24 protein-coding genes and 2 tRNA genes are annotated in these 24929 nt (G+C 53.3%); 7 read left to right on the top strand and 19 right to left on the bottom strand.

Annotation, left to right across the window (positions count from 1 at the left end; genetic code table 11):
* Window positions 1-5 precede the first annotated feature (5 nt).
* The gene (gene dolP / locus BZK41_RS12000) at window positions 6-581 is read left to right on the top strand and encodes a division/outer membrane stress-associated lipid-binding lipoprotein (protein WP_079938277.1); all 576 of its coding nucleotides are present in this window, start codon (window positions 6-8) and stop codon (window positions 579-581) included.
* A 93-nt stretch (window positions 582-674) separates the two neighbouring features.
* On the opposite strand, the gene BZK41_RS11995 is transcribed toward dolP, so the two are convergent.
* Together BZK41_RS11995 and BZK41_RS11990 are read right to left on the bottom strand one after the other, a co-directional pair.
* A complete protein-coding gene (locus tag BZK41_RS11995; RefSeq protein ID WP_079938276.1) occupies window positions 675-1310 on the bottom strand; it encodes an NAD(P)H-binding protein in 636 nt (211 codons plus the stop codon).
* A 37-nt stretch (window positions 1311-1347) separates the two neighbouring features.
* Complete coding sequence (locus BZK41_RS11990; protein WP_079938275.1) at window positions 1348-1776, bottom strand: YhbP family protein; 429 nt, start codon at window positions 1774-1776, stop codon at window positions 1348-1350.
* Window positions 1777-1828: 52 nt separating this feature from the next.
* Between BZK41_RS11990 and BZK41_RS11985 the strand changes: the two genes are divergently transcribed.
* The gene (locus BZK41_RS11985; RefSeq protein ID WP_079938274.1) at window positions 1829-2128 is read left to right on the top strand and encodes a GIY-YIG nuclease family protein; all 300 of its coding nucleotides are present in this window, start codon (window positions 1829-1831) and stop codon (window positions 2126-2128) included.
* Here BZK41_RS11985 and BZK41_RS11980 read toward each other — a convergent pair.
* Together BZK41_RS11980 and BZK41_RS11975 are read right to left on the bottom strand one after the other, a co-directional pair.
* Window positions 2115-2618 carry an N-acetyltransferase gene (locus tag BZK41_RS11980; RefSeq protein WP_008785907.1) on the bottom strand — a complete coding sequence of 168 codons (504 nt, stop codon included), beginning with the start codon at window positions 2616-2618 and terminating at the stop codon, window positions 2115-2117. The genes BZK41_RS11985 and BZK41_RS11980 overlap by 14 nt on opposite strands.
* On the bottom strand, window positions 2612-3136 hold the full coding sequence (locus BZK41_RS11975) for an SCP2 domain-containing protein (RefSeq protein ID WP_003828637.1): 525 nt from the start codon (window positions 3134-3136) through the stop codon (window positions 2612-2614). The genes BZK41_RS11980 and BZK41_RS11975 overlap by 7 nt, the downstream gene beginning before the upstream one ends.
* Before the next feature lie 220 nt (window positions 3137-3356).
* Here BZK41_RS11975 and BZK41_RS11970 point away from each other — a divergent pair, with 220 nt between their 5' ends.
* The 3 genes from BZK41_RS11970 to BZK41_RS11960 all read left to right on the top strand — a co-directional run bounded on the left by BZK41_RS11970 (window position 3357) and on the right by BZK41_RS11960 (window position 6426).
* Complete coding sequence (locus tag BZK41_RS11970) at window positions 3357-4352, top strand: peptidase U32 family protein (RefSeq protein WP_003024971.1); 996 nt, start codon at window positions 3357-3359, stop codon at window positions 4350-4352.
* Window positions 4343-5239 carry a U32 family peptidase gene (locus BZK41_RS11965; protein ID WP_079938273.1) on the top strand — a complete coding sequence of 299 codons (897 nt, stop codon included), beginning with the start codon at window positions 4343-4345 and terminating at the stop codon, window positions 5237-5239. Before BZK41_RS11970 ends, BZK41_RS11965 begins: the two co-directional genes overlap by 10 nt.
* A 179-nt stretch (window positions 5240-5418) precedes the next feature.
* On the top strand, window positions 5419-6426 hold the full coding sequence (locus tag BZK41_RS11960) for a luciferase-like monooxygenase (RefSeq protein WP_079938272.1): 1008 nt from the start codon (window positions 5419-5421) through the stop codon (window positions 6424-6426).
* An 87-nt stretch (window positions 6427-6513) separates the two neighbouring features.
* On the opposite strand, the gene mtr is transcribed toward BZK41_RS11960, so the two are convergent.
* The 12 genes from mtr to BZK41_RS11905 all read right to left on the bottom strand — a co-directional run bounded on the left by mtr (window position 6514) and on the right by BZK41_RS11905 (window position 20274).
* Window positions 6514-7758: a tryptophan permease gene (gene mtr / locus BZK41_RS11955; RefSeq protein WP_003828642.1), complete on the bottom strand. Its 1245-nt coding sequence runs from the start codon at window positions 7756-7758 to the stop codon at window positions 6514-6516.
* A gap of 145 nt (window positions 7759-7903) precedes the next feature.
* Window positions 7904-9838, bottom strand: coding sequence for a DEAD/DEAH family ATP-dependent RNA helicase (locus tag BZK41_RS11950; protein ID WP_079938271.1), 1935 nt, complete (start codon window positions 9836-9838; stop codon window positions 7904-7906).
* On the bottom strand, window positions 9831-9911 hold the full coding sequence (gene yrbN / locus BZK41_RS26930; protein WP_010723222.1) for a protein YrbN: 81 nt from the start codon (window positions 9909-9911) through the stop codon (window positions 9831-9833). The genes BZK41_RS11950 and yrbN overlap by 8 nt, the downstream gene beginning before the upstream one ends.
* A 106-nt stretch (window positions 9912-10017) precedes the next feature.
* Window positions 10018-10902, bottom strand: coding sequence for a lipoprotein NlpI (nlpI, locus tag BZK41_RS11945; protein WP_003024982.1), 885 nt, complete (start codon window positions 10900-10902; stop codon window positions 10018-10020).
* 109 nt (window positions 10903-11011) lie between these two features.
* On the bottom strand, window positions 11012-13144 hold the full coding sequence (pnp, locus tag BZK41_RS11940; RefSeq protein WP_008785911.1) for a polyribonucleotide nucleotidyltransferase: 2133 nt from the start codon (window positions 13142-13144) through the stop codon (window positions 11012-11014).
* Between the two features lie 246 nt (window positions 13145-13390).
* Entirely contained in the window at window positions 13391-13660 is a 270-nt protein-coding gene (rpsO, locus tag BZK41_RS11935) for a 30S ribosomal protein S15 (protein ID WP_000059465.1), read from the bottom strand.
* Between the two features lie 148 nt (window positions 13661-13808).
* Entirely contained in the window at window positions 13809-14753 is a 945-nt protein-coding gene (gene truB / locus BZK41_RS11930) for a tRNA pseudouridine(55) synthase TruB (RefSeq protein ID WP_079938270.1), read from the bottom strand.
* Entirely contained in the window at window positions 14753-15157 is a 405-nt protein-coding gene (gene rbfA, locus BZK41_RS11925; protein WP_003024988.1) for a 30S ribosome-binding factor RbfA, read from the bottom strand. The genes truB and rbfA overlap by 1 nt, the downstream gene beginning before the upstream one ends.
* A 149-nt stretch (window positions 15158-15306) precedes the next feature.
* Window positions 15307-17997 (bottom strand): translation initiation factor IF-2, encoded by a 2691-nt coding sequence (infB, locus tag BZK41_RS11920; protein ID WP_003828710.1) that lies wholly within the window; start codon window positions 17995-17997, stop codon window positions 15307-15309.
* A gap of 24 nt (window positions 17998-18021) precedes the next feature.
* The gene (gene nusA, locus BZK41_RS11915; protein ID WP_003024992.1) at window positions 18022-19509 is read right to left on the bottom strand and encodes a transcription termination factor NusA; all 1488 of its coding nucleotides are present in this window, start codon (window positions 19507-19509) and stop codon (window positions 18022-18024) included.
* A 28-nt stretch (window positions 19510-19537) separates the two neighbouring features.
* Complete coding sequence (gene rimP / locus BZK41_RS11910) at window positions 19538-19990, bottom strand: ribosome maturation factor RimP (protein ID WP_003024996.1); 453 nt, start codon at window positions 19988-19990, stop codon at window positions 19538-19540.
* A gap of 207 nt (window positions 19991-20197) precedes the next feature.
* Window positions 20198-20274: transfer RNA gene (locus tag BZK41_RS11905), tRNA-Met, on the bottom strand.
* Window positions 20275-20608: 334 nt separating this feature from the next.
* Between BZK41_RS11905 and argG the strand changes: the two genes are divergently transcribed.
* Window positions 20609-21952 (top strand): argininosuccinate synthase, encoded by a 1344-nt coding sequence (argG, locus tag BZK41_RS11900; RefSeq protein WP_005131837.1) that lies wholly within the window; start codon window positions 20609-20611, stop codon window positions 21950-21952.
* Window positions 21953-22149: 197 nt separating this feature from the next.
* Here the strand turns inward: argG and BZK41_RS11895 are convergent.
* From BZK41_RS11895 to BZK41_RS11885, 3 genes are all read right to left on the bottom strand, one after another.
* A tRNA-Leu gene (locus tag BZK41_RS11895) sits at window positions 22150-22236 on the bottom strand.
* A 9-nt stretch (window positions 22237-22245) separates the two neighbouring features.
* Window positions 22246-22578: a preprotein translocase subunit SecG gene (secG, locus tag BZK41_RS11890; RefSeq protein ID WP_003025000.1), complete on the bottom strand. Its 333-nt coding sequence runs from the start codon at window positions 22576-22578 to the stop codon at window positions 22246-22248.
* A 167-nt stretch (window positions 22579-22745) separates the two neighbouring features.
* Entirely contained in the window at window positions 22746-23639 is an 894-nt protein-coding gene (locus BZK41_RS11885; RefSeq protein ID WP_079938269.1) for a LysR family transcriptional regulator, read from the bottom strand.
* Between the two features lie 148 nt (window positions 23640-23787).
* Here BZK41_RS11885 and iadA point away from each other — a divergent pair, with 148 nt between their 5' ends.
* Window positions 23788-24921 (top strand): beta-aspartyl-peptidase, encoded by a 1134-nt coding sequence (gene iadA, locus BZK41_RS11880; protein WP_048225712.1) that lies wholly within the window; start codon window positions 23788-23790, stop codon window positions 24919-24921.
* Window positions 24922-24929 lie beyond the last annotated feature (8 nt).

Raw genomic sequence — 24929 nt, 5'->3', positions numbered from 1 at the left:
TACACATGAAGGCATTTTCGCCGCTTGCTGTGATTATCGCTGCACTGCTGCTGCAAGGCTGTGTCGCTGCTGCCGTTGTCGGAACTGCTGCTGTCGGCACCAAAGCCGCGACGGATCCTCGCAGCGTCGGCACCCAGGTAGATGATGGAACCCTGGAATTACGCGTCAATACGGCGTTGTCGAAAGATGCCCAGATCAAGAAAGAAGCGCGAATCAACGTGAGCGCATATCAGGGTAAAGTGCTGCTGGTTGGTCAGTCGCCGAATAGCGAACTGTCTGCACGAGCAAAACAGATTGCGATGGGCGTAGAAGGTACGACTGAGGTCTTTAATGAGATCCGTCAGGGCCAGCCAATCGGTCTGGGCGATGCCTCCAACGATACCTGGATAACTACTAAAGTGCGTTCCCAGTTGCTGACCAGCGATCAGGTGAAATCCTCTAACGTGAAAGTAACGACTGAGAACGGGGAAGTGTTCCTGTTAGGTCTGGTGACCGAGCGTGAAGCGAAGGCTGCAGCGGATATCGCCAGCCGGGTAAGCGGCGTGAGACGCGTCACGACGGCCTTTACGTTTATTAAGTAATACAGATGCCGGATAGCGACGCCTGAGCGTCTTATCCGGCCTACAGAACGTTATCGTTTGTAGGTCGGATAAGCATCAGCGCCATCCGGCATTTTATTTAGCCCTTTCGCGTAGCTCGGAAGAGCTCAGGATCGAAACCCCTTCATGCCGAGGCGCCAGCGCTTCTGTCAGCATTGCCCGCGCAACATCGCGCGCTTCAATCGACTTCCAGTTACCCGGCAGCAGCCTGAACAACGGCGCTAAAAACATCTCATTCGTCCGCTGTTTGTCCCTATCACCCAGTAGCATTGAAGGCCGGACAATCGTCAGCCGCGGCCAATTCTGCGCGATCAGCGCCTGCTCCATTTCACCTTTCACCCGATTATAAAAAAACGGTGAATTCGCATTGGCGCCCATCGAACTCACCACCAGCATATGCTGGGCGCCTAACCGGCGTCCCGTCAGGGCCGTATCCACCACCAGCGTATAGTCAGCATGGATAAATGCCTCTTTGCTGCCCGCTTCACGCCGGGTAGTCCCCAAACAACAAAAGACAATATCGACCGGGTCGGTAACCTGGGCCAGAGCATCGGTTAGCTGCGGATCATGGGGATTATAAATACCAACCGTATCTGCCAGCGGTCGACGCGTCGGCGCCGTGATGGCATTGACCCGGGGTTCATTGAGCAGCATACGCAGCAAATTTCCGCCCACCAGCCCCGTGGCACCTGTTATTAACACCTGACTCATCGCTTATCTTCCCCTGGGTCTTTAATCACTGTTCTAACTATAGATCACGCAGCCAGTGCATCTTTTTACCGAAGCCCAGCGTGTTGTCCGTGAATTTGACTTCATCCAGTCGAATCTCCCATACGGGTGCTGGCAGCATTCTGGCGACGGGGAAACGACGGTTGTAGGCTTTACGCGCGACCTCACTCTCTTGTCCTTCGAGGCGACGAATTTCTCCCTTAAACTGTACGCCACGAATCAGAGCGACGGTTTTAGGCTGACCATTTACCGTACCGGCAATCGGTGCGCGCGGTCCGGACATCTGCGCATGACGCGTTTTCTCTTCGGTCAGCACATAGAACGCCATCTTCTGCGCATCAAACAGGTAAAACGCATTGGCGCACCACAATTCACCTTCATGGTGTACGCACCAGGTCACGACGTGCTGTTTTGCCAGCCAGCGAGACACCGCAGTCAGTGTTTCCATTTCTGTTCTCTTTTATACTGTAGGCCTGAAAATTATCACGTCGATGGTGACAATGACACCCTGGTATCTGTACCTGATCCGTACCGCTGACAACGCCTTATACACCGGAATAACCACCGATGTGCAGCGCCGCTATAAGCAGCATCAAAGTGGGAAAGGCGCGAAGGCGCTACGCGGAAAGGGGGAACTCACGTTGGCATTTGCGGCGCAGGTCGGCGACCGTTCACTGGCCCTGCGCATAGAGTATCGCGTTAAACAGCTCACCAAGCGGCAGAAAGAACGCCTTGTCGAAGGCGAAGGGTTTGAGGCGCTATTAAGCGACCTGCAAACCCCGGAGCTTAAAAGCGATTGAAGTGGTCGTGGTATTCCACAAGTCCCGTCACGCCATCCAGCGCATCGTCCGCCAGGCGATGAACCTGGAACGCGCTTTCGGTGCCCGGCCAGCGGCAACGCAGGTCATGATGGGCTGCCAGCTCAAAGCCAAAGCGGCTGTACAGGGCCGGATCCCCCAGCGTAACCACCGCGGCGTAGCCAAACTCGTTCAGTGAATCGAGTCCTTCATAGACCAGCTGACGCGCCAGGCCCTGCCCCCGGTAGTTTTCATCCACCGCGAGCGGCGCCATGCCGACCCATTGCAGATCTTCACCCTGAACATCGACTGGGCTGAACGCGACGTAACCCACTACCTGACCTTCGTCATCGGTAGCAACCAGACCCAGCGTTAAGAAACCATCTTCACGCAGGTCGTGCACTAATTTCGCTTCCGCATCGCTCTCAAATGAACGGCGCAGCAGCGCATCAATACCAGGGGCATCAATGGGAATTTCAACTCGAATCAGCATGGCTCACCTACCGAGGTCTGTTTGGTTTCTGGCGACGTTTTCATCCCCGCCTCAACAAAATCCGCCAACTGCATCAGCATGACGCGCAACGCTTTAGGCATCTGCTCCAGTTCGATGGCATCCATCAGATTTTTTACGTATAGCCCTAATTCTGTATCACCTTCAATCACCAGGCGACGCTGGAAGAAAAGCGTATCTGGATCCTGCTTGCGGGCCACGATCATCAGCAGATCGCTGGCATCGGCGCTAAAACTTACATCCGCATCTGCATTCTGGCTGACGATAAGTTTATCGTTCTCAACAGAGGTATACCATTTGAGGTCAATGTCACGCACATGAATGCTCAGCCAGCGACCTTCGAGAAACTCCAGCTCCCCATCGGCCAGCGCCTGACTAAACTGCCAGCTCAGGACCTGTTCCAGAACCTGGCGCTTCAGCGCAAAGGGCGTCAGTTTAACTGGTACACTCATCAGAGAAGGACCAAATTGTACTAAGCGTGAACGCAGTTTATCCAACACGAGCTTTACTCCCTGTTTCAATAGTCCTGCTATTTTGCCATATCAAATAAACGACATAGCGGCATAAATCAACAATTCGCTACGAAATTGTTACCTCTTTATTGGTGTCACCAATACGACTTTAACTGCCTCAAATCAAAAATTGTCTCAGCAAGGTTAACTAAAATCCCTCTTCGTTAACATTTCTGCGCCCGTCACGGCGCAACGTTCAGGATAAATTATGGAGCTGCTCTGCCCTGCCGGAAACCTCCCGGCGCTTAAGGCGGCCATCGAGAACGGCGCTGATGCTGTCTACATCGGGCTGAAAGATGATACCAACGCCCGTCATTTCGCCGGCCTTAATTTTACCGAAAAAAAATTGCAGGAAGCGGTGAGTTTTGTCCATCAGCACCGCCGTAAGCTGCACATTGCGATTAACACCTTTGCGCACCCGGATGGTTACGCGCGCTGGCAGCGTGCCGTTGATATGGCGGCACAGCTGGGCGCGGACGCGCTGATCCTTGCCGACCTCGCCATGCTTGAGTATGCCGCAGAGCGCTACCCGCATATTGAGCGCCATGTCTCTGTTCAGGCATCTGCAACCAATGAAGAGGCAATTAATTTCTATCATCGCAACTTTGACGTCGCCCGTGTGGTGCTGCCGCGCGTGCTGTCTATTCATCAGGTGAAGCAGCTCGCTCGCGTCACGCCAGTTCCCCTGGAAGTGTTCGCCTTCGGTAGCCTGTGCATTATGGCTGAAGGCCGTTGCTATCTTTCGTCCTATCTGACGGGCGAATCGCCTAACACGGTTGGTGCCTGCTCGCCTGCCCGTTTCGTCCGCTGGCAACAGACCCAACAAGGGCTGGAATCCCGTCTTAATGAAGTACTGATCGACCGCTATCAGGACGGAGAAAACGCCGGTTATCCGACGCTATGCAAAGGCCGCTATCTGGTTGACGGCGAGCGTTATCATGCGCTGGAAGAACCCACCAGCCTGAATACGCTGGAGCTGCTGCCGGAACTGCTGGCAGCCAATATTGCCTCGGTGAAAATCGAAGGTCGTCAGCGTAGTCCGGCCTATGTCAGTCAGGTGGCGAAAGTGTGGCGTCAGGCGATCGACCGCTGTATGGCCGACCCGCAAAACTACGTCCCGCAGGCCGCATGGATGGAAACGCTTGGTTCTATGTCCGAAGGCACACAGACCACGCTTGGCGCTTATCACCGTAAATGGCAGTGAGAGAAGCAATGAAATATTCCTTAGGGCCGGTGCTTTGGTACTGGCCGAAAGAAACGCTGGAAGATTTTTATCAGCAGGCTGCCGTAAGCCAGGCCGACGTTATCTATCTTGGCGAAGCGGTATGCAGTAAACGCCGCGCCACCAAAGTGGGCGACTGGCTCGATATGGCGAAATCGCTCGCTGGCAGCGGTAAACAGGTTGTGCTGTCAACACTGGCGCTGGTACAGGCCTCTTCTGAACTGGGAGAGCTGAAGCGCTATGTCGAAAACGGCGACTTCCTTGTTGAAGCCAGCGATCTCGGCGTGGTAAACATGTGCGCCGAGCGTAAGCTGCCGTTTGTCGCCGGACATGCGCTCAACTGCTACAACGCGGTTACCCTGCGTTTGCTGCTCAAACAAGGCATGGTGCGCTGGTGTATGCCGGTAGAGCTTTCCCGCGACTGGCTGGCAAACTTGCTCAACCAGTGTGATGAGCTGGGTATTCGCAATCAGTTTGAAGTTGAGGTGCTGAGCTACGGGCATCTGCCGCTGGCGTACTCTGCCCGCTGCTTTACCGCGCGCTCCGAAGACCGTCCAAAGGACGAGTGTGAAACCTGCTGCATCAAATACCCGAACGGGCGCGATGTGCTGTCGCAGGAGAATCAGCAGGTCTTTGTCCTCAACGGGATCCAGACCATGAGCGGCTATATTTACAACCTCGGAAACGAGCTGAAATCGATGCAGGGGCTGGTTGATATTGTGCGTCTGTCCCCTTCTGGCACTGAAACATTCGCCATGCTCGACGCCTTCCGCGCCAATGAAAATGGCAGTGCTCCATTACCGCTTGCCGCCCACAATGATTGCAACGGCTACTGGAAGCGACTGGCAGGTCTGGAGCTGCAGGCCTAGCCGGATGGAGGCAAAAGTGCCCTATCCGGCCTACAAATAGCGATCCCGTAGGCCCGATAGGCGCAGCGCCATCAGGCATATTAGATTCATCCTGCACGCTATAAAGCTCACTTTGTTAACAACATTCGCTAATCTTTAATGCAGTATTAAAAGATTAACCGGTAACAAAGTGAGCCGTTATGACTGACAAAACTATTCCGTTCTCGGTGCTGGATCTGGCGCCAATCCCTGAAGGTTCTTCGGCAAAAGAGGCCTTCACGCACTCGCTTGATCTCGCACGACTGGCTGAAAAGCGCGGCTACCACCGCTACTGGCTGGCGGAACATCACAACATGACCGGCATCGCCAGCGCCGCAACCTCAGTGCTGATTAGTTATCTGGCTGCCAATACCACCACGCTGCATCTCGGGTCTGGCGGCGTGATGTTGCCCAACCATTCGCCGCTGGTGATCGCCGAGCAGTTCGGTACCCTGAATACGCTGTATCCGGGACGAATCGATCTCGGGCTTGGTCGCGCACCAGGCAGCGATCAGCCAACCATGCGCGCACTGCGCCGCCATATGAGCGGTGATATCGATAACTTCCCACGCGACGTCGCTGAACTGGTGGACTGGTTCGACGCTCGCGATCCTAATCCCCATGTACGTCCGGTTCCCGGCTACGGCGAGCAGATCCCTGTCTGGTTATTAGGCTCCAGCCTGTACAGCGCACAGCTGGCGGCCCAGCTTGGTCTGCCGTTTGCCTTCGCCTCGCACTTTGCCCCGGATATGCTGCATCAGGCGCTGCATCTGTATCGCACCCAGTTCAAACCCTCAGCGCGGCTGGCAAAACCGTATGCGATGGTGTGCATCAACATCATTGCCGCCGACAGCAATCGCGATGCCGAATTTCTTTTCACCTCGATGCAGCAGGCATTCGTGAAACTGCGTCGTGGCGAAACCGGGCAGCTACCGCCGCCGGTAGAGAATATGCATCAGCTATGGTCTGCTTCCGAACAGTACGGCGTGCAACAGGCGCTGAGCATGTCGCTGGTTGGTGATAAGGCAAAAGTGCGTCACGGTCTTGATGCCATTTTGCGTGAAACCCAGGCTGATGAAATTATGGTTAACGGCCAGATTTTTGATCATCAGGCACGTCTACATTCGTTTGATTTGGCGATGGATGTGAAGCAGGAATTGTTGGGGTAGTACGGTTTGTGCCGGATGGCGGCTACGCCTTATCCGGCCTACACGGTGATGTAGGCCCGGTAAGCATAGCGCCACCGGGCAACGGTTTTACTGATAAACCGGTAACAGATTCACACTCGACAGAATATGGATAACCGCGTTGCCGATACCGAATACCAGGATCAGCGCAATCATCGGCTTACCGCCCCAGACGCGGAATTTCGGGCTACCGAAACGCTCGCGAGATTTACGGGCCAGCAGCGCCGGAACAATGGCGGCCCAGATGGTTGCCGCGAGTCCTGCATAGCCAATGGCGTACAGAAAACCGTTCGGCCACAGCAGGCCACCAATAATTGGCGGGACAAACGTCAGCAATGCCGTTTTGAAACGTCCCATTGCCGAGTCATCAAAGCCAAACAGATCCGCCAGATAGTCAAACAGACCGAGCGTAACACCGAGGAATGAACTCGCCACTGCGAAGTTGGAGAACACCACCAGCAGCAGATCCAGACTGCGGCTGTTCAATACGCCGCTCAGCGCCTGTACCAGCACATCAATGTTACCGCCCTGCTGCGCAATACCGATAAATTCCGGACGCGGAATATTACCCATCGTCCCCAGCAACCATACGGTATACAGCACCAGCGCCAGCAGCGTGCCGTACACCAGGCACTTAACGATGGTTTTCGGATCTTTGCCGTAGTACTTCATCAGGCTCGGGACGTTGCCGTGATAGCCGAATGAGGCCAAACAGAACGGCAGCGTCATCAGCAGGTACGGCGTATACGAAGCGTTGCTTTCCGCCACGTTAAACAACGTTGTGGGCTGAACGTGTCCCAGTAAACTGCCGAAGGTCAGGAAAAAAGTAATCACCTTCGCGCCCAGCACAATCGCCGTCATGCGGCTAACCGCTTTGGTACTTAACCACACCACAAACGCCACCAGCAGCGCAAAGCCAAGACCTGCTGCACGCGCCGGAACGTTCAACGACATCTCCGAGAAGGTGTGATGCAGGATCGAACCGCTCGCTGAGATATATGCGTAGGTCAGAATATAGAGAACGAAAGCAATCGAGATGCCGTTCACCACGTTCCAGCCTTTGCCCAGCAGATCTTTCGTGATGGTGTCAAAGCTAGAGCCAATACGGTAATTGAGGTTAGCTTCAAGGATCATCAGCCCGGAGTGCAGCATGCAGAACCAGGTGAAGATCAGCGCCGCCATTGACCAGAAGAACCACGCCCCGGACATGACCACAGGCAGAGAAAACATCCCCGCGCCAATAATGGTGCCGCCGATGATCACCACGCCGCCAAGCAGCGAAGGTGATGTTTGGGTGGTGGTTAGTGTTGCCATTCAGCCATCTCTCCAGTCATTTGTATTGTGACTACATCTCAATGTGCTGCACTGTACCAGTACACGAGTACAAATGAAATAAAAAAAGCCCCAATCATTTCGATCGGGGCTGTATATATTACTTTACGCTGTTAAACCGTGAGGCTTATGCGTCACCGCCGAAACGACGACGACCAGCAGAGTCATCACGACGCGGAGCAGAAGAATCGTCACGGCGCGGACCACGGTTGCCTTCACGACGCTCGCCGCTAAAACGACGACCATCGCCACGACCGCCTTCACGACGTTCGCCGCTAAAGTTACGACCTTCACCGCGACCGCCTTCACGACGCTCACCGCTGAAACGACCACCGCCGCCGCCACGACGCTCACCACCGGTGTGCGGTACTGCATCGCCAACCAGCTGCATGTTCATCGGCTTGTTCAGAATGCGAGTACGGGTAAAGTGCTGCAGCACGTCGCCCGGCATACCTTTCGGCAGTTCGATGGTGGAGTGGGAAGCAAACAGCTTGATGTTACCGATGTAACGGCTGCTGATATCACCTTCGTTAGCAATCGCACCAACGATATGACGAACTTCAACACCGTCATCACGGCCCACTTCAATGCGGTACAGCTGCATGTCACCGACGTCACGACGTTCACGACGCGGACGGTCTTCACCACCACGGTCATTACGGTCACGAGGGCCACGATCGTTACGATCGCGCGGACCACGGTCATCACGGTCGCGGAATTCGCGTTTCGGACGCATCGGCGCATCTGGCGGCAGGATCAGAGGACGTTCGCCCTGAGCCATTTTCAGCAGTGCAGCTGCCAGCGTTTCGATATCCAGTTCTTCTTCCGGCTGCATTTTCGCCAGCAGAGCACGGTACTGATCCAGATCGCTGCTTTCCAGCTGCTGCTGTACTTTAGCGGCGAATTTTTCCAGACGGCGTTTGCCCAGCAGGTCTGCGTTCGGCAGTTCTACTTCCGGAATAGTCAGCTTCATGGTGCGTTCGATGTTACGCAGCAGACGACGCTCGCGGTTCTCAACGAACAGCAGCGCACGACCCGCACGACCCGCACGACCGGTACGGCCGATACGGTGAACGTAAGACTCGGAATCCATCGGGATATCGTAGTTAACAACCAGGCTGATACGCTCAACGTCCAGACCACGGGCCGCAACGTCGGTAGCAATCAGAATATCCAGACGGCCATCTTTCAGACGCTCCAGAGTCTGCTCACGCAGGGACTGGTTCATGTCGCCGTTCAGTGCAGCGCTGCTATAACCGCTACGCTCCAGCGCTTCTGCTACTTCCAGGGTCGCATTTTTGGTACGAACGAAGATAATCGCCGCATCAAAGTCTTCTGCTTCCAGGAAACGCACCAGCGCTTCATTTTTACGCATGCCCCACACAGTCCAGTAGCTCTGGCTGATGTCAGGACGGGTAGTGACGCTGGACTGAATGCGTACTTCCTGCGGCTCTTTCATAAAGCGGCGGGTAATACGACGAATCGCTTCCGGCATGGTTGCAGAGAACAGAGCGGTCTGATGACCTTCCGGGATCTGTGCCATGATGGTTTCAACGTCTTCGATGAAGCCCATACGCAGCATTTCGTCAGCTTCGTCCAGTACCAGACCGCTCAGTTTGGAGAGGTCCAGAGTACCGCGCTTCAGGTGATCCAGCAGACGACCCGGCGTACCGACGACGATCTGTGGCCCCTGACGCAGGGCACGTAATTGCACGTCATAACGCTGGCCGCCGTACAGGGCAACCACGTTCACGCCGCGCATGTGTTTAGAGAAATCCGTCATGGCTTCTGCAACCTGAACCGCCAGTTCGCGGGTCGGTGCCAGCACCAGAATCTGAGGTGCCTTCAGCTCAGGATCAAGATTGTTGAGCAGCGGTAAAGAGAACGCTGCAGTTTTGCCGCTACCTGTCTGGGCCATACCCAGAACATCGCGGCCGCCCAGCAGATGCGGAATGCACTCTGCCTGGATTGGAGATGGTTTTTCGTAACCCAGATCGTTAAGGGCTTCAAGGATAGGAGCCTTCAGGCCCAGATCTGCAAAAGTGGTTTCGAATTCAGCCATGTAGTACGTGTGCCTCAAAATTAATGGCGGCCAGTCTACATAACTCATCATGAAATTGATCTGCAATTTTCATTGAAAAGTGTGAACCGGCTCAAAGTAGGTGTATTAACGAACAACAACGCCCTCACCCGTGAAGGTGATGGCAATCAAAAAAGATTACGGGCTGATGTGTACGTCAGCTATTGCTGGTCCGATTCTGCCAGGTCATCTTGGTCCTGGCCCAGGAGCGATAATTCCAACAATGCGTATCGGTGCTCAACAAAGTTATGAACGTTGTTAGCCACCGCCAGTTTGAACAATGCCGTAGCGTTGTCCAAATCCCCCAGACTTAGGTAGTACTTACCTAAATAGAAGTTGGTTTCACTGAGATGCTCAGCGAGCGAGGTGTTATCCGTTGCGTCCGCCTTCAGGCGTTCCATCAGCGTTGCTTCGCTAATGTTGCCCAGGTAGAACTCGACAATGTTCCATCCCCATTGCTCTTTATCCGATTTCTCAAAGCGTTGTTTCAACGCTTCTTTAGCCTGCTTCTCATCGAGCTTCTGCTCGGCAAGATAAAGCCACAGACTACGGAAAGGATCATTGGGATCGTCTTGATAAAACGCTAGCAGATCATCTTGCGCTAACTTGTCGCGACCGCCGTAATACAATGCGATACCGCGATTTAAGTGCGCGTAGTTGTAAGTTGGATCAAGCTCAAGTACAGAATCAAACGCTTCATAGGCAGCATCAAAATTGCCTGCCTGCGTTAAATATATACCTAAGTAATTGAATACTTCAGGCATATCTGGTCGGATTGCCAGCGCTTGTGAAAAATCATTTCGCGCCAGTGCCCTCAGACCGAGACTATCATACAACACTCCGCGCTCATATAAAAGCTGTGCGCGTTCGTCATCGGTTAAAGCCCGACTGGCAAGAATTTGTTCCATACGTGCCAGAATCACTTCCTGCTGCAAAGTCGGTTGCAATGGTACTGCGAGGACTTCACTCTTTCGCCAGGCGGAATTACTGCATCCAGCCAGCGTGAGTGCTGTCGCAACGAAACACCAGCGCAAAAAAGGCTTCATTTCCCACTCCCGAAGACAACGATTGAATGAACATCCAGGTTCCCCGGTTGCTAACAAGGCATCCTGCCGGGTTAAAGGCCCTCCGCTTTCACGGAGGGCAATGGCAACCTTACTCGCCCTGGCTTGCCGGAGCTTCCGGTTCGCCTGCAGGCTGAGACTGCTCAGTTGCTTCTTTAATGCTCAGACGTACACGGCCCTGGCGATCAACTTCCAGAACTTTGACCGGTACTTCCTGGCCCATCTGCAGGTAGTCGGTCACTTTCTCAACGCGCTTGTCAGCGATCTGAGAGATGTGTACCAGACCTTCTTTACCGCCACCGATGGCAACGAATGCGCCAAAGTCAACGATACGGGTCACTTTACCATTGTAGATACGGCCTACTTCGATCTCTGCGGTGATCTCTTCGATACGACGGATAGCATATTTCGCTTTCTCACCGTCGGTCGCAGCAATCTTAACGGTACCATCATCTTCGATTTCAATGGTGGTGCCGGTTTCTTCGGTCAGAGCACGGATAACAGAACCGCCTTTACCGATAACGTCTTTGATCTTGTCCGGGCTGATCTTGATAGTGTGGATACGCGGAGCGAACTGAGAAATATCGCCACGCGGAGCGTTGATCGCTTGTTCCATCACACCCAGGATGTGCAGACGCGCACCTTTAGCCTGGTTCAGAGCAACCTGCATGATCTCTTTGGTGATACCTTCAATTTTGATATCCATCTGCAGCGCAGAGATACCGTCGCGGGAACCCGCCACTTTGAAGTCCATATCACCCAGGTGGTCTTCGTCGCCCAGGATGTCAGACAGAACAACAAAGTTGTCGCCTTCTTTCACCAGACCCATCGCGATACCCGCAACGGCGGCTTTGATCGGCACGCCTGCGTCCATCAGCGCCAGGGAAGCACCACATACGGAAGCCATGGAAGAAGAACCGTTAGATTCGGTGATTTCAGAAACCACACGCACGGTGTACGGGAATTTATCCAGTTCCGGCATTACTGCCAGTACGCCACGCTTCGCCAGACGGCCGTGACCAATCTCACGACGCTTCGGAGAACCGACCATACCGGTTTCACCTACGCAGTACGGAGGGAAGTTGTAGTGGAACAGGAAGTTGTCAGTACGCTCGCCCATCAGTTCGTCGAGGTTCTGCGCATCACGCGTGGTGCCCAGGGTCGCAGTAACCAGCGCCTGAGTTTCGCCACGGGTGAACAGTGCGGAACCGTGGGTACGCGGCAGAACGCCAGTACGCACGTCCAGGCCACGGATCATGTCTTTTTCACGGCCATCGATGCGCGGCTCGCCTGCCAGTACGCGGCTACGAACAACGTTTTTCTCGATAGCGTGCAGGATTTCACCCAGTTCGTTAGCGTCCAGGGTTTCGTCTTCAGCCACCAGAGTCGCGATGGTTTCAGATTTGATCACGTCAACCTGAGCATAACGCTCTTGTTTGTCAGTGATACGGTAAGCATCGCTCAGACGAGCTTCTGCCAGTGCGGCAACGCGCGCGTTCAGCGCTTCGTTGACGGCTTCTGGCTGCCAGTCCCAACGCGGTTTGCCAGCTTCTTTCGCCAGCTCGTTGATCGCCTGAATCACAACCTGCTGCTGTTCGTGACCGAATACTACTGCGCCCAGCATCTGGTCTTCGCTCAGCAGTTCAGCTTCGGATTCAACCATCAGTACGGCAGCTTCGGTACCGGCAACAACCAGGTCCAGCTTGCTTTCTTTCAGTTCGTCCTGAGTCGGGTTCAGTACGTACTGGTCATTGATGTAACCAACACGCGCAGCACCGATCGGGCCGTTGAATGGGATGCCAGACAAAGTCAGCGCAGCAGATGCACCAATCATTGCCACGATGTCCGGGTTAACCTGCGGGTTAACGGAAACAACGGTCGCGATAACCTGAACTTCGTTAACGAAGCCTTCAGGGAACAGCGGGCGAACCGGGCGGTCAATCAGACGCGCGATCAGGGTTTCGCCTTCGCTCGGACGGCCTTCACGACGGAAGAAGCTACCCGGGATACGGCCAGCAGCGTAGGTACGCTCCTGATAGTTAACGGTCAGCGGGAAAAAGTCCTGGCCTGGCTTCGCTTTTTTCTGGCCAACAACGGTAACGAATACCGCGGTGTCATCCATGCTAACCATAACAGCGGCAGTCGCCTGACGCGCCATCATGCCGGTTTCCAGCGTAACGGTATGCTGACCGTACTGGAATTTACGAACGATCGGATTAAGCAAAATAATATCCTTTCTCTATTTTTTGACGGCACATTTTTGCGCCATCGTTAATACCCGATCTTCTGCGCATCCTCGCGACTAATGACAACCCTAACCCATAAGCATGAGTAAAGCCTCTCATTAGCCGCGCGAACCTCTGCAACGGAAGATCATTCATAGCAACAATACATTAGTTTCCAGCGAATTGCTGCCATCTGCTGGAAAAAAGGGGCCATGAAGGCCCCCTCTTTCTGAAACTCGAAAGAATTAGCGACGCAGGCCCAGACGCTCGATCAGCGCGGTGTAACGTGCAACATCTTTACGTTTCAGGTAGTCGAGCAGTTTACGACGCTGAGAAACCATGCGCAGCAGACCACGACGGCTGTGGTGATCTTTTTTGTGCTCTGCAAAGTGGCCCTGCAGGTGGTTAATCTGTGCAGTCAACAGAGCAACCTGAACATCGGTAGAACCGGTGTCGTTTGCATCACGACCAAACTCAGAAACGATTTTAGCGGTAGCTTCAGTACTTAGAGACATTTTAAAACTCCAAAGTGATAAGAATGAAAGGATGCCGATCTCTAATTCAGCTATCCCAGTGTACGCCACGCAGATTGTTAAACAATTTACGCGACGTTAAGCGGCAGTATTCTACTCGCAGCGCCCTTTTATCGCAAGACAGAGAGCGTTATGCAGGATACTCAACTACCAGGCGGCGGGGGGCGACACGACCTTCATCGTCCATCTCCCCCATGCCAATAAACTTGCCGTCATCGCCTTCCGTCACGCGTACCAGCCCTTCCAGCGGGGCGCCTGTCGTCCGTACCGGATTACCATTTTTAAAATAAACCGACGATGTTAAAGGCAAATTAACAACAGGATAGTCCGATGCCGGACTGTCCATTGGCATCAGCAAAGGATCAAGCAGTTGAGCCGCCGGAATGTTCTGCTGTTCTGCCTGTTCGACCAGCTCACGCAGGTGTTCCAGCGTGACCATACGATCCACCGGATATTTGCTGACCGTCAGACGACGCAGATACGTTACGTGCGCGCCACAGCCCAGCTTCTCACCGAGATCGTCAACGATGGTACGAATATAGGTGCCTTTGGAGCAGTGAACTTCCAGCTCCAGTTCGTTACCCTCGTGACGGATAAACAGCAGCTCATAGACGGTAATCGGGCGCGCTTCACGCGGCACTTCAATGCCCTGACGCGCATATTCGTACAGCTTCTTACCCTGATACTTCAGCGCCGAATACATCGACGGAATCTGCTCGATATCGCCGCGGAAAGTCTCCAGCGCATTCGCCAGTTGTTCTGCGGTGAAGGTTACCGGACGCTCCTGCACGATCTGCCCATCGGCATCGGAAGTATCAGTACGCTGGCCCAAACGGGCAACCACGCGATAGCGTTTGTCAGAATCCAGCAAATACTGTGAAAACTTTGTCGCTTCACCGAGGCAGATAGGCAGCATGCCTGTCGCCAGCGGATCCAACGCGCCGGTATGTCCCGCGCGGTTGGCATTGTAGATGCGCTTTACTTTTTGCAGCACGTCATTGCTGGACATGCCCTGCGGCTTATCCAGCAGCAGGACACCGTGAATATCGCGACCACGACGACGAGGACGACTCATCAGTCCTCCTTGCTGTCGTCCGCTGGGTTCACACGACGCTCATCGTCATGTTTCACCACGCTGGTCACCAGGTTGGACATGCGCATCCCTTCAACCAACGAGTTGTCGTAGAAGAAGGTCAGCTCAGGCACGATACGCAGACGCATTGCTTTACCCAGCAGAGAGCGGATAAAACCAGAGGCTTCCTGCAGTGCCTTAATGCCGTTTTTCACAGCAGCTTCGTCCTGATCGTTGAGGAAAGTCACGAATACTTTGGCATATGCCAGATCACGGGACATCTCAACACCCGATACGGTGGTCATCATGCCAACACGCGGGTCTTTGATTTCGCGTTGCAGGATGAGTGCGATCTCTTTCTGCATCTCCTGCGCGACACGCTGCGGGCGACCAAATTCTTTCGCCATAATAAATTCTCCAGACAAAAAAGGGGCATTCAGCCCCTTTTGAAAATAATTCGGTGATTAGGCTGTAGGCCTGATAAGCGTAGCGCCATCAGGCATTACATTGCCGGATGTCGGCGTAAACGCCTTATCCGGCCTACACCCGAACAACCTTATGCGATGGTACGTTTGATCTCGATGATCTCGAACACTTCGATCATATCGCCAACGCGAACGTCGTTGTAGTTCTTAACGCCGATACCACATTCCATACCGTTACGGACTTCGTTGACGTCATCTTTGAAGCGGCGCAGGGATTCCAGCTCGCCTTCATAGATAACCACGTTGTCGCGCAGTACGCGGATTGGGTTGTGACGTTTAATCGTGCCTTCGGTAACCATACAGCCTGCGATAGCGCCAAATTTCGGTGATTTGAACACATCACGAACTTCAGCCAGACCAATGATCTGCTGTTTCAGTTCCGGAGACAGCATGCCGCTCATCGCTGCTTTCACTTCGTCGATCAGATGATAGATGACGGAGTAGTAACGCAGATCCAGGCTTTCTGATTCGATAACTTTACGTGCAGAGGCATCAGCACGTACGTTGAAGCCAACCAGAATCGCGTTGGATGCCGCAGCCAGGGTTGCGTCGGTTTCGGTGATACCACCTACACCAGAACCGATGATCTTCACTTTTACTTCGTCGGTAGACAGTTTCAGTAAAGAGTCGGAAATCGCTTCTACAGAACCCTGTACGTCAGCCTTCAGCACGATGTTCACTTCGTGAACTTCGCCTTCGGTCATGTTGGCGAACATATTCTCAAGTTTAGATTTCTGCTGACGAGCCAGTTTAACTTCACGGAATTTGCCCTGACGGTACAGTGCAACTTCACGGGCTTTCTTCTCGTCACGAACAACGGTAACTTCGTCACCCGCAGCCGGAACACCGGACAGACCGAGGATTTCCACCGGAATGGACGGACCCGCTTCCAGTACTTCCTGACCCAGTTCGTTACGCATCGCACGAACGCGGCCGTATTCGAAACCACACAGAACGATATCGCCCTTGTTCAGGGTACCTTCGCGAACCAGGACGGTAGCGACTGGGCCACGACCTTTATCCAGGAAGGATTCGATAACCGCACCGCTCGCCATACCTTTACGCACAGCTTTCAGTTCCAGTACTTCGGCTTGCAGCAGGATAGCATCCAGCAGTTCGTCGATACCGGTACCCGCTTTCGCAGAAACGTGAACGAACTGGCTCTCGCCGCCCCACTCTTCTGGCATGATGCCGTACTGGGACAGTTCGTTTTTAACGCGATCTGGATCCGCTTCCGGTTTATCGATTTTGTTGACTGCAACAACTACCGGCACACCTGCCGCTTTCGCGTGCTGGATAGCTTCGATAGTCTGCGGCATCACGCCGTCGTCTGCTGCAACAACCAGAACAACGATATCCGTTGCCTGAGCACCACGAGCACGCATGGAGGTAAACGCGGCGTGACCCGGGGTGTCCAGGAAGGTGATCATACCGTTGTCAGTTTCAACGTGGTACGCACCGATGTGCTGAGTAATGCCGCCCGCTTCACCAGAGGCCACTTTCGTTGAACGAATGTAGTCCAGCAGAGACGTTTTACCGTGGTCAACGTGACCCATGATGGTCACTACCGGTGCGCGCGGTTCAGCCGCAGCGCCGGTATCACGGTCGCTCATTACTGCTTCTTCCAGCTCGTTTTCACGACGCAGGATAACTTTGTGGCCCATCTCTTCGGCAACCAGCTGCGCGGTTTCCTGGTCGATGACCTGGTTGATAGTTGCCATTGCGCCCAGTTTCATCATCGCTTTGATGACCTGAGAGCCTTTGACCGCCATCTTGTTCGCCAGATCGCCAACGGTGATGGTTTCGCCGATCACAACGTCACGGTTAACGGCCTGAGCTGGCTTCTGGAAGCCCTGCTGCAGAGCGGAACCTTTACGCTGCTTACCGCCTTTACCGCCGCGAACCGCTGCACGTGCTTCTTCACGGTCAGCTTTAGATTCAGCGTGTTTGTTGCCTTTCTTCGCCGGACGCGCTGCTTTGGTGCTGCGAGTACGACCACGACCGCCTTCAACTTCACGATCGTTCTCGTCTTCAGCCTGGCGAGCATGCTGAGAAGTGGTGACGTGATAATCACTGGTGTCTTCGACAGGTTCAGCGTTATTCACACCATTTTTCTCGTTTTCTTCCGCCATACGGCGAGCTTCTTCCGCTACGCGGCGCGCTTCTTCTTCAAGCTTGCGACGTGCTTCTTCTTCCGCTTTACGCTTCAGTTCTGCGGCTTCATTTTCACGGCGGGCTTTTTCGGCCTGGGCGGTTTTAGTCATATCGTCGGTCTGTTGATTGCTCACTTTGTCTTTTTCCGCAGCTTCACGTTTCGCTTTATCAGCGGCTTCACGTTTAGCTTGTTCTGCGGCCTCACGTTCGGCTTTTTGTTGCGCCTCGCGTTTGGCAGCTTCTTCTGCCTCACGACGGGCTTGCTCTTCCGCTTCACGCTGCGCCTGCTCTTCCGCGGCAAGGCGTTCAGCCTCTTGCGGATCGCGTTTCACAAAGGTGCGTGTCTTGCGGACTTCGATTTGTACCGATTTGCTTTTTCCACCGGTACCTGGAATATTGAGAGTACTGCGCGTTTTACGCTGCAATGTCAACTTATCCGGCGCTGAGCCGTTCTCACGGTTCAGATGCGCCAGTAAGGTTTGTTTCTCTTGTGCGGACACAGAGTCGTCAGCAGACTTCGGGATACCGGCATCAGCAAATTGCTGTACCAGGCGATCTACGGAAGTCTGTATCTCTGCAGCCAGCGTTTTTACGGTTACATCTGTCATACTGTTCCTTCCTGCTACAGTTTATTACGCTTCGTCGCCGAACCAGCAAATATTACGGGCAGCCATAATCAGCTCACCGGCTTTTTCGTCGGTCAACCCTTCGATATCAGCCAGATCATCAATGCCCTGTTCAGCGAGATCTTCCAGCGTACAAACACCACGGGCCGCCAGTTTGAAGGCCATCTCACGATCCAATCCTTCCAGATTCAGCAGATCGTCAGCCGGTTTGTTATCACCGAGGCTTTCTTCCTGGGCCAGTGCCAGAGTGGTCAGTGCGTTTTTAGCACGCTCGCGCAGCGCTTCAACGGTCTGTTCATCCAGGCCGTCAATTTCCAGCAGTTCTTTCATTGGCACGTAGGCCAGTTCTTCCAGCGTCGCAAAACCTTCTTCCACCAGAACAGTCGCGAAATCTTCATCGATATCGAGATATTTGGTGAAGGTATCAATGGCTGCATGTGCTTCAGCCTGATGCTTCGCTTGCAGGTCATCAACGGTCATCACGTTGAGTTCCCAACCGCTCAGTTGTGAAGCCAGGCGGACGTTCTGACCATTACGTCCAATCGCCTGAGCCAGGTTACCGGCTTCAACCGCGATATCCATGGTGTGTTTGTCTTCATCCACCACGATAGAAGCGACATCTGCTGGCGCCATTGCGTTGATCACGAACTGCGCCGGGTTATCATCCCACAGGACGATATCGATACGCTCGCCGCCCAGTTCGGTAGAAACCGCCTGAACGCGCGCACCACGCATACCAACACAGGCGCCGACCGGATCAATACGCTTGTCGTTGGTCTTAACGGCGATTTTCGCACGCGATCCCGGATCGCGGGCAGCCGCTTTAATTTCGATAACTTCTTCGCCAATTTCCGGCACTTCAATGCGGAACAGCTCAATCAGCATTTCCGGTTTGGAACGGGTTACGAACAGCTGCGCACCGCGCGCTTCCGGGCGAACTGAGTACAAAACGCCACGAATACGGTCACCTGGGCGGAAGTTTTCACGCGGCAGCATGTCTTCACGCAGGATCACAGCTTCAGCATTGCTGCCCAGATCCAGAGAAATGTTGTCGCGGTTTACTTTCTTCACCACACCGGTGACGATTTCGCCTTCGTGTTCGCGGAACTGATCAACAACCATTGCGCGTTCAGCTTCACGTACTTTCTGTACGATAACCTGTTTCGCGGTCTGGGTGGTGATACGGTCAAAGGTGACAGATTCAATCTGATCTTCAACATATTCGCCCACGTTCAGACTTTCGTCTTCGAAGCGTGCCGCTTCCAGCGTAATTTCTTTGGTCGGCTGAGTAACTTCTTCTACGATTACCCAACGACGGAAGGTATCGAAATCACCGCTTTTACGATCGATTTCTACGCGAACGTCGATCTCTTGCTCATATTTTTTCTTTGTTGCTGTAGCCAGCGCACTTTCCAGCGCTTCAAAAATTTTCTCGCGTGGCAGCGCTTTTTCGTTGGATACGGCTTCAACAACAGCCAAAATTTCTTTGTTCATCGCGGGCTTTTCACCTCAATCCAGACTGTTAAAAGTGGGGAACCAGGTTCGCCTTCTGGATATTACTCAGCGCGAACACTTCATCTTTGCCTTCGACTGTGACCGTGATCATCTCACCGTCCACCGCTTTGATAACGCCCTGCCATTTACGACGGTTTTGTACCGCCATACGAAGAACCAGCGTGACTTCTTCACCCAGGAAACGCACGTAGTGTTCAGCTGTGAACAGAGGACGGTCGAGACCCGGAGAGGAGACTTCCAGGTTATAGGCAACGGTGATTGGGTCTTCGACATCCATCACGGCGCTTACCTGATGGCTCACATCAGCACAATCATCAACATTGATGCCATCTTCACTATCAATATAGATGCGCAGTGTGGATGTGCGACCACGAATAAATTCGATGCCGACCAGTTCGTAGCCCAGGGCTTCAACTGGCGCTGTAATCATCTCTGTTAATTTTTGCTCTAATGTGGACAAGCCCACCCCCAAGACATAAAAAAAGGGCCTAAAGCCCAGTTATTCTGTAGTCAGATAACAAAAAACCCCGATAAATCGGGGCTTTAGATAACTGAACCCTATAACCGCACCTGCGGTTCGGAGAACCTTCCGAAAGAATTTTTTTCAAATCCAGCTACGAAGGCCTAAGTCTTCACAGTATATTTGAAAAAGAACTCTAAGGGAAAGTGGTTGCGGGGGCCGGATTTGAACCGACGACCTTCGGGTTATGAGCCCGACGAGCTACCAGGCTGCTCCACCCCGCGCCTGAAACGTGGCAAATTTTACTCGTTTTGGGTAAAAAATGCAAATACTGCTGGGATTTGGTACCGAGGACGGGACGTAAAATCTGCGCACAGTATATTGATTCACTATGCGTTATGTCAACCTTGTTACGACTATGCAAATCAATGAATGCTGCCCAGCGCTAGCCCAGTAAGATAAATATGCCGCCCACGCCGTTATTTAACGAAATTATCACTAAACTCTTCCTGTCATCCAGAAAAGATGATTAAATGAAAACTCATTTATTTTGCATAAAAATGCAATTAGCATACTAAGCCGACCTCTTCACCAGTCTATCAAGCAGGGTTTTATTTTATGACGACGATTCTCAAGCATCTCCCGGTAGGTCAACGTATTGGTATCGCTTTCTCCGGCGGCCTGGACACCAGTGCAGCACTGCTGTGGATGCGACAAAAAGGGGCTGTCCCATATGCATATACTGCGAATTTGGGCCAGCCGGATGAGGATGACTATGACGCCATTCCTCGCCGTGCAATGGAATATGGTGCTGAGAATGCTCGCCTGGTAGATTGCCGTAAGCAGCTGGTTGCCGAAGGGATTGCTGCCATTCAGTGCGGTGCATTCCACAACACCACCGGCGGACTTACCTACTTCAATACCACCCCGCTGGGCCGTGCTGTCACCGGCACCATGCTGGTTGCCGCCATGAAAGAAGATGGCGTAAATATCTGGGGTGACGGTAGCACCTATAAAGGTAACGATATTGAACGTTTCTATCGTTACGGTCTGCTGACCAACGCCGAACTGCAGATTTATAAACCATGGCTGGATACCGATTTTATCGATGAACTCGGCGGTCGCCATGAGATGTCCGAATTTATGATTGCCTGTGGTTTCGACTACAAAATGTCCGTCGAGAAAGCGTACTCCACTGACTCCAACATGCTCGGCGCGACCCACGAAGCAAAAGATCTGGAATTCCTGAACTCCAGCGTCAAAATCGTCAACCCGATTATGGGCGTGAAGTTCTGGGATGAGAGCGTGAAGATCCCGGCAGAAGAAGTGACCGTGCGCTTTGAACAGGGTCATCCGGTTGCGCTGAACGGTAAAACCTTTAGCGACGACGTTGAAATGATGCTGGAAGCCAACCGTATCGGCGGCCGTCACGGTCTGGGTATGAGCGATCAGATTGAAAACCGTATCATTGAAGCGAAGAGCCGTGGCATCTACGAAGCCCCGGGGATGGCATTGCTGCATATCGCCTACGAGCGTCTGCTGACCGGTATTCACAACGAAGATACCATCGAGCAGTATCACGCGCACGGTCGCCAGCTTGGTCGTCTGCTGTATCAGGGACGCTGGTTCGACTCTCAGGCGCTGATGCTGCGTGACGGTCTGCAGCGTTGGGTTGCCAGCCAGATTACCGGCGAAGTCACGCTGGAACTGCGTCGCGGTAATGACTACTCAATCCTCAACACCGTGTCTGACAATCTGACGTACAAACCAGAACGTCTGACGATGGAAAAAGGCGACTCCGTATTCTCTCCGGACGACCGTATCGGTCAGTTGACCATGCGTAATCTGGATATCACCGATACCCGCGAGAAGCTGTTTGGTTATGCACAATCTGGCTTGCTGACCGCCTCTTCCGCAACCGGCCTGCCGCAGGTTGAGAATCTGGAAAATAAGGCGAAGTAAAGATTCACCATCTTAAGGCCGCGCAAGCGGCCTTTTTTATGCGCGGAATAAAGGGTATTTGTAGGTCGGATAAGGCGTTTACGCCGCCATCCAACATTATTACAACGCCTGATGGCGCTACGCTTATCAGGCCTACAGGACAGCCACAAATAACAGACGAAAAAAAAGACGCTTGGCAGCGTCTTTTTTTTGGAATTTGGTACCGAGGATGGGACTCGAACCCACAAGCCCGTTAGGGCACTACCACCTCAAGGTAGCGTGTCTACCAATTCCACCACCTCGGTACAGAATACTTAGCGTGGGATATCGCTGGTCGGCTGAGCCGGAGCAGCTGGCTGAGTTTGCTCGGTTTTCGCCGGTGCGCTCAGATTTTCCCACTCACTTCCTTTATTGGTCTTGTTGCTGTTCATGTTACCCAGCACCAGACTGATGATGAAGAACAAGGTTCCCAATACAGCTGTCATACGGGTCATGAAGTTACCAGAACCACTTGAACCAAACAGAGTACCAGAAGCGCCTGCGCCAAAAGAGGCTCCCATATCAGCGCCTTTGCCTTGCTGCAGCATGATCAAGCCTACCAGGCCAATTGCCACAATAAGGAAAACTACTAAAAGAGCTTCGTGCATAATCAACCTGTTCCTTGCGGAGTTGCCGCGTACAATGCTTCGACCATTAAAGCGGGAATATTTACCGTTTCCCACTGAAGCGGGTGTGAATACTAACCAAAGCGAATAACCTTCGCAAGGGCAATTTGTTAGCATTGTATCAACTGCGGAAAAAATCGCCATATCAATCAAAAACGCAGCAACTTCTCCCAGCATCTCTGCATAACGGCACGTTGATCTTCAAGATTCGCCCAAACCACAACGGGGATTTCACAAATCAGATCTGTATTTTCTGGCCAGCAGTGAATAATTTGCTGATTAACCAACTCTTCCGCCACCATCGATTCAGGTAACCAGGCCATTCCCATATGGCGCAGCACCATTTCTCGTATCGTTTCGCTTAAACCACTCTCAAATACTTTTTTTAGCCGTGGGCGGACGCGTTGTTCTGCCGACTCAATAATACGTCTGACAAAGGTGTAGTCGCTGTAGCATAGCCACGGAATCGGAGCATGCGGATCATTAAGCGCATCAGCCAACTGGGCTGAAATAACCGGTATAAATCGCTCATACCGCCATAGGGAACGTTTTAACCCTCCGGCGATCTCCAGCCCAGGCTGCGCGGACGGTAAATCGTAGGTCACCAGCAAATCAATTTGCCGGTTCATCAGGGCATTGAAGTGGTTGTCTATCCCCTGGATACTGGCGTTTACCGTAAAGTTTAACTGCGGCTCACTCTGTCGTAGGTAGTTGATCATATCCGGCAGAATATTCACCGACAGCGTATGCAGGCTGACCATCACCAGCGTGTTATCTGTTGCTGGCATCATCGCCGACAGCTCATGGCTTGCCTCTCTTAACGTGCTGAGAACGTGTCGGGCATAAGGTTCAAAGCGTTCACCATAGCGCGTCAGCGTGACGGGGGTCGTTGTCCGGTCAAACAAAGGTACGCCCAGCACCTCTTCCAGAGACTTTATACGCCGACTCAACGCAGGTTGAGTAATATGCCGCTGCGCCGCGGCCTGAGAGTAGTTTCCATGCTGGCTCAAGGCCAGAAAATCTTCCAGCCACTTACAATCCACGTTGTGCTCTCCGCCATGCCATAACCGCATCCTCCAATAACAAATCGGTAATAGTCATAGTTATAGTAATGGCTTTATGGTGGGCATCATAACAACAATATTCCGTTTCACCTGCCGACTCTCACCCTCGACGTTTGACAGGACCGCTATGTTTACTTTATTGACCAATGCCCGTGTTTTTTCTCCTGAGGATTTAGGCCTCTGCTCCCTGCTCATTCATGCCGACCGAATTGTGGCGGTAGAAAAAGATATTTCATTGTTTGATGGCATCAACGAGGTCATCGATTGTCGGGGCAAATGGGTTATCCCTGGCATCATCGATCAGCATGTCCATCTTACCGGTGGCGGTGGCGAAGCCGGATTTGCCAGTCGGACGCCCGCCGTCAAGCTGCGCGATCTGATTCAGGCGGGCATTACCACGGTGGTTGGCGTGTTAGGCACCGATGCTATTTCTCGTTCGCCCAAAGACCTCTACGCTAAAATGCAGTCTCTCAACCTTGAGGGATTACGCGCGTTTATGCACACGGGAGCCTACGCCGTTCCCAGCCCAACCATTACGCGATCCATCCGCGATGATATGGCCTTCATTCCGGCAATTCTTGGTGTAAAAATCGCCCTCGCCGATCACCGCGGCTCTTACCCCTCTTTCCAGGAGTTGCTGAGGATAGTGAGCGATATTCGCGTCGCTTCCCTGCTGGCAGGGAAAAAAGGCTTGCTGCATGTGCACCTGGGGAATCTGCCGGAAGGGATGTCGCAACTTATTGAGTTGTGTGATGCGGGTATTCCGATTCACCATATTTCACCGACGCATGTTGCGAGAACTGAGCCCTTGTTCGAACAGGCGATTGCTTTCGCCCATCGCGGCGGCCATATCGATGTTACGTCCGGTGGCAGTCGCTTTATGCCTCAGGAGCAAGCGATTCTGCACGCACTCGAAGCCCAGGTTCCGGCGGAGCGCATCACGATCAGTTCTGACGGTAATGGCAGCGTTCCGCGCTTTAACGCTCAGGGTATCGTTGAAGGTTTAAGTGCGGCACCGGTCGCAGGCAACCTTAACCTGCTTCCTCGCCTGATTGATGTGGGGATCCCAGTGTCACAGGCGGTCGCGATGTTGACGGCAAACGTGGCGCGCTCGCTGGGTATTTCCGGGGGCGTGCTCTGCGCCGGAGAACGTGCCGATATCTGTGTACTCAATGATGACCTCTCGCTGGCCCATCTGTTTGCCGCGGGTAAACCGTTGCTGCGGGATGGCGAGTGCCTGGTTACCGGCAACTTCGAGTAAGGGGGCAA

Origin of the sequence: Citrobacter sp. A316 (assembly GCF_002042945.1) — a bacterium.
GTDB classification, from domain to species: Bacteria; Pseudomonadota; Gammaproteobacteria; order Enterobacterales; family Enterobacteriaceae; genus Citrobacter; species Citrobacter portucalensis.
Note: the sequence above shows the minus strand (reverse complement) of the source record. Positions and strands in the feature narration are given on the sequence as shown.

What these genes read in the sequence shown, in the direction of transcription:
- dolP (WP_079938277.1), top strand. Translation starts at nt 6, where the DNA reads ATGAAGGCATTTTCGCCGCTTGCTGTGATTATCGCTGCACTGCTGCTG.
- BZK41_RS11995 (WP_079938276.1), bottom strand. Translation starts at nt 1,310, where the DNA reads ATGAGTCAGGTGTTAATAACAGGTGCCACGGGGCTGGTGGGCGGAAAT.
- BZK41_RS11990 (WP_079938275.1), bottom strand. Translation starts at nt 1,776, where the DNA reads ATGGAAACACTGACTGCGGTGTCTCGCTGGCTGGCAAAACAGCACGTC.
- BZK41_RS11985 (WP_079938274.1), top strand. Translation starts at nt 1,829, where the DNA reads ATGACACCCTGGTATCTGTACCTGATCCGTACCGCTGACAACGCCTTA.
- BZK41_RS11980 (WP_008785907.1), bottom strand. Translation starts at nt 2,618, where the DNA reads ATGCTGATTCGAGTTGAAATTCCCATTGATGCCCCTGGTATTGATGCG.
- BZK41_RS11970 (WP_003024971.1), top strand. Translation starts at nt 3,357, where the DNA reads ATGGAGCTGCTCTGCCCTGCCGGAAACCTCCCGGCGCTTAAGGCGGCC.
- BZK41_RS11965 (WP_079938273.1), top strand. Translation starts at nt 4,343, where the DNA reads ATGGCAGTGAGAGAAGCAATGAAATATTCCTTAGGGCCGGTGCTTTGG.
- BZK41_RS11960 (WP_079938272.1), top strand. Translation starts at nt 5,419, where the DNA reads ATGACTGACAAAACTATTCCGTTCTCGGTGCTGGATCTGGCGCCAATC.
- mtr (WP_003828642.1), bottom strand. Translation starts at nt 7,758, where the DNA reads ATGGCAACACTAACCACCACCCAAACATCACCTTCGCTGCTTGGCGGC.
- BZK41_RS11950 (WP_079938271.1), bottom strand. Translation starts at nt 9,838, where the DNA reads ATGGCTGAATTCGAAACCACTTTTGCAGATCTGGGCCTGAAGGCTCCT.
- yrbN (WP_010723222.1), bottom strand. Translation starts at nt 9,911, where the DNA reads ATGAAAATTGCAGATCAATTTCATGATGAGTTATGTAGACTGGCCGCC.
- nlpI (WP_003024982.1), bottom strand. Translation starts at nt 10,902, where the DNA reads ATGAAGCCTTTTTTGCGCTGGTGTTTCGTTGCGACAGCACTCACGCTG.
- rpsO (WP_000059465.1), bottom strand. Translation starts at nt 13,660, where the DNA reads ATGTCTCTAAGTACTGAAGCTACCGCTAAAATCGTTTCTGAGTTTGGT.
- truB (WP_079938270.1), bottom strand. Translation starts at nt 14,753, where the DNA reads ATGAGTCGTCCTCGTCGTCGTGGTCGCGATATTCACGGTGTCCTGCTG.
- rbfA (WP_003024988.1), bottom strand. Translation starts at nt 15,157, where the DNA reads ATGGCGAAAGAATTTGGTCGCCCGCAGCGTGTCGCGCAGGAGATGCAG.
- infB (WP_003828710.1), bottom strand. Translation starts at nt 17,997, where the DNA reads ATGACAGATGTAACCGTAAAAACGCTGGCTGCAGAGATACAGACTTCC.
- nusA (WP_003024992.1), bottom strand. Translation starts at nt 19,509, where the DNA reads ATGAACAAAGAAATTTTGGCTGTTGTTGAAGCCGTATCCAACGAAAAA.
- argG (WP_005131837.1), top strand. Translation starts at nt 20,609, where the DNA reads ATGACGACGATTCTCAAGCATCTCCCGGTAGGTCAACGTATTGGTATC.
- secG (WP_003025000.1), bottom strand. Translation starts at nt 22,578, where the DNA reads ATGCACGAAGCTCTTTTAGTAGTTTTCCTTATTGTGGCAATTGGCCTG.
- iadA (WP_048225712.1), top strand. Translation starts at nt 23,788, where the DNA reads ATGTTTACTTTATTGACCAATGCCCGTGTTTTTTCTCCTGAGGATTTA.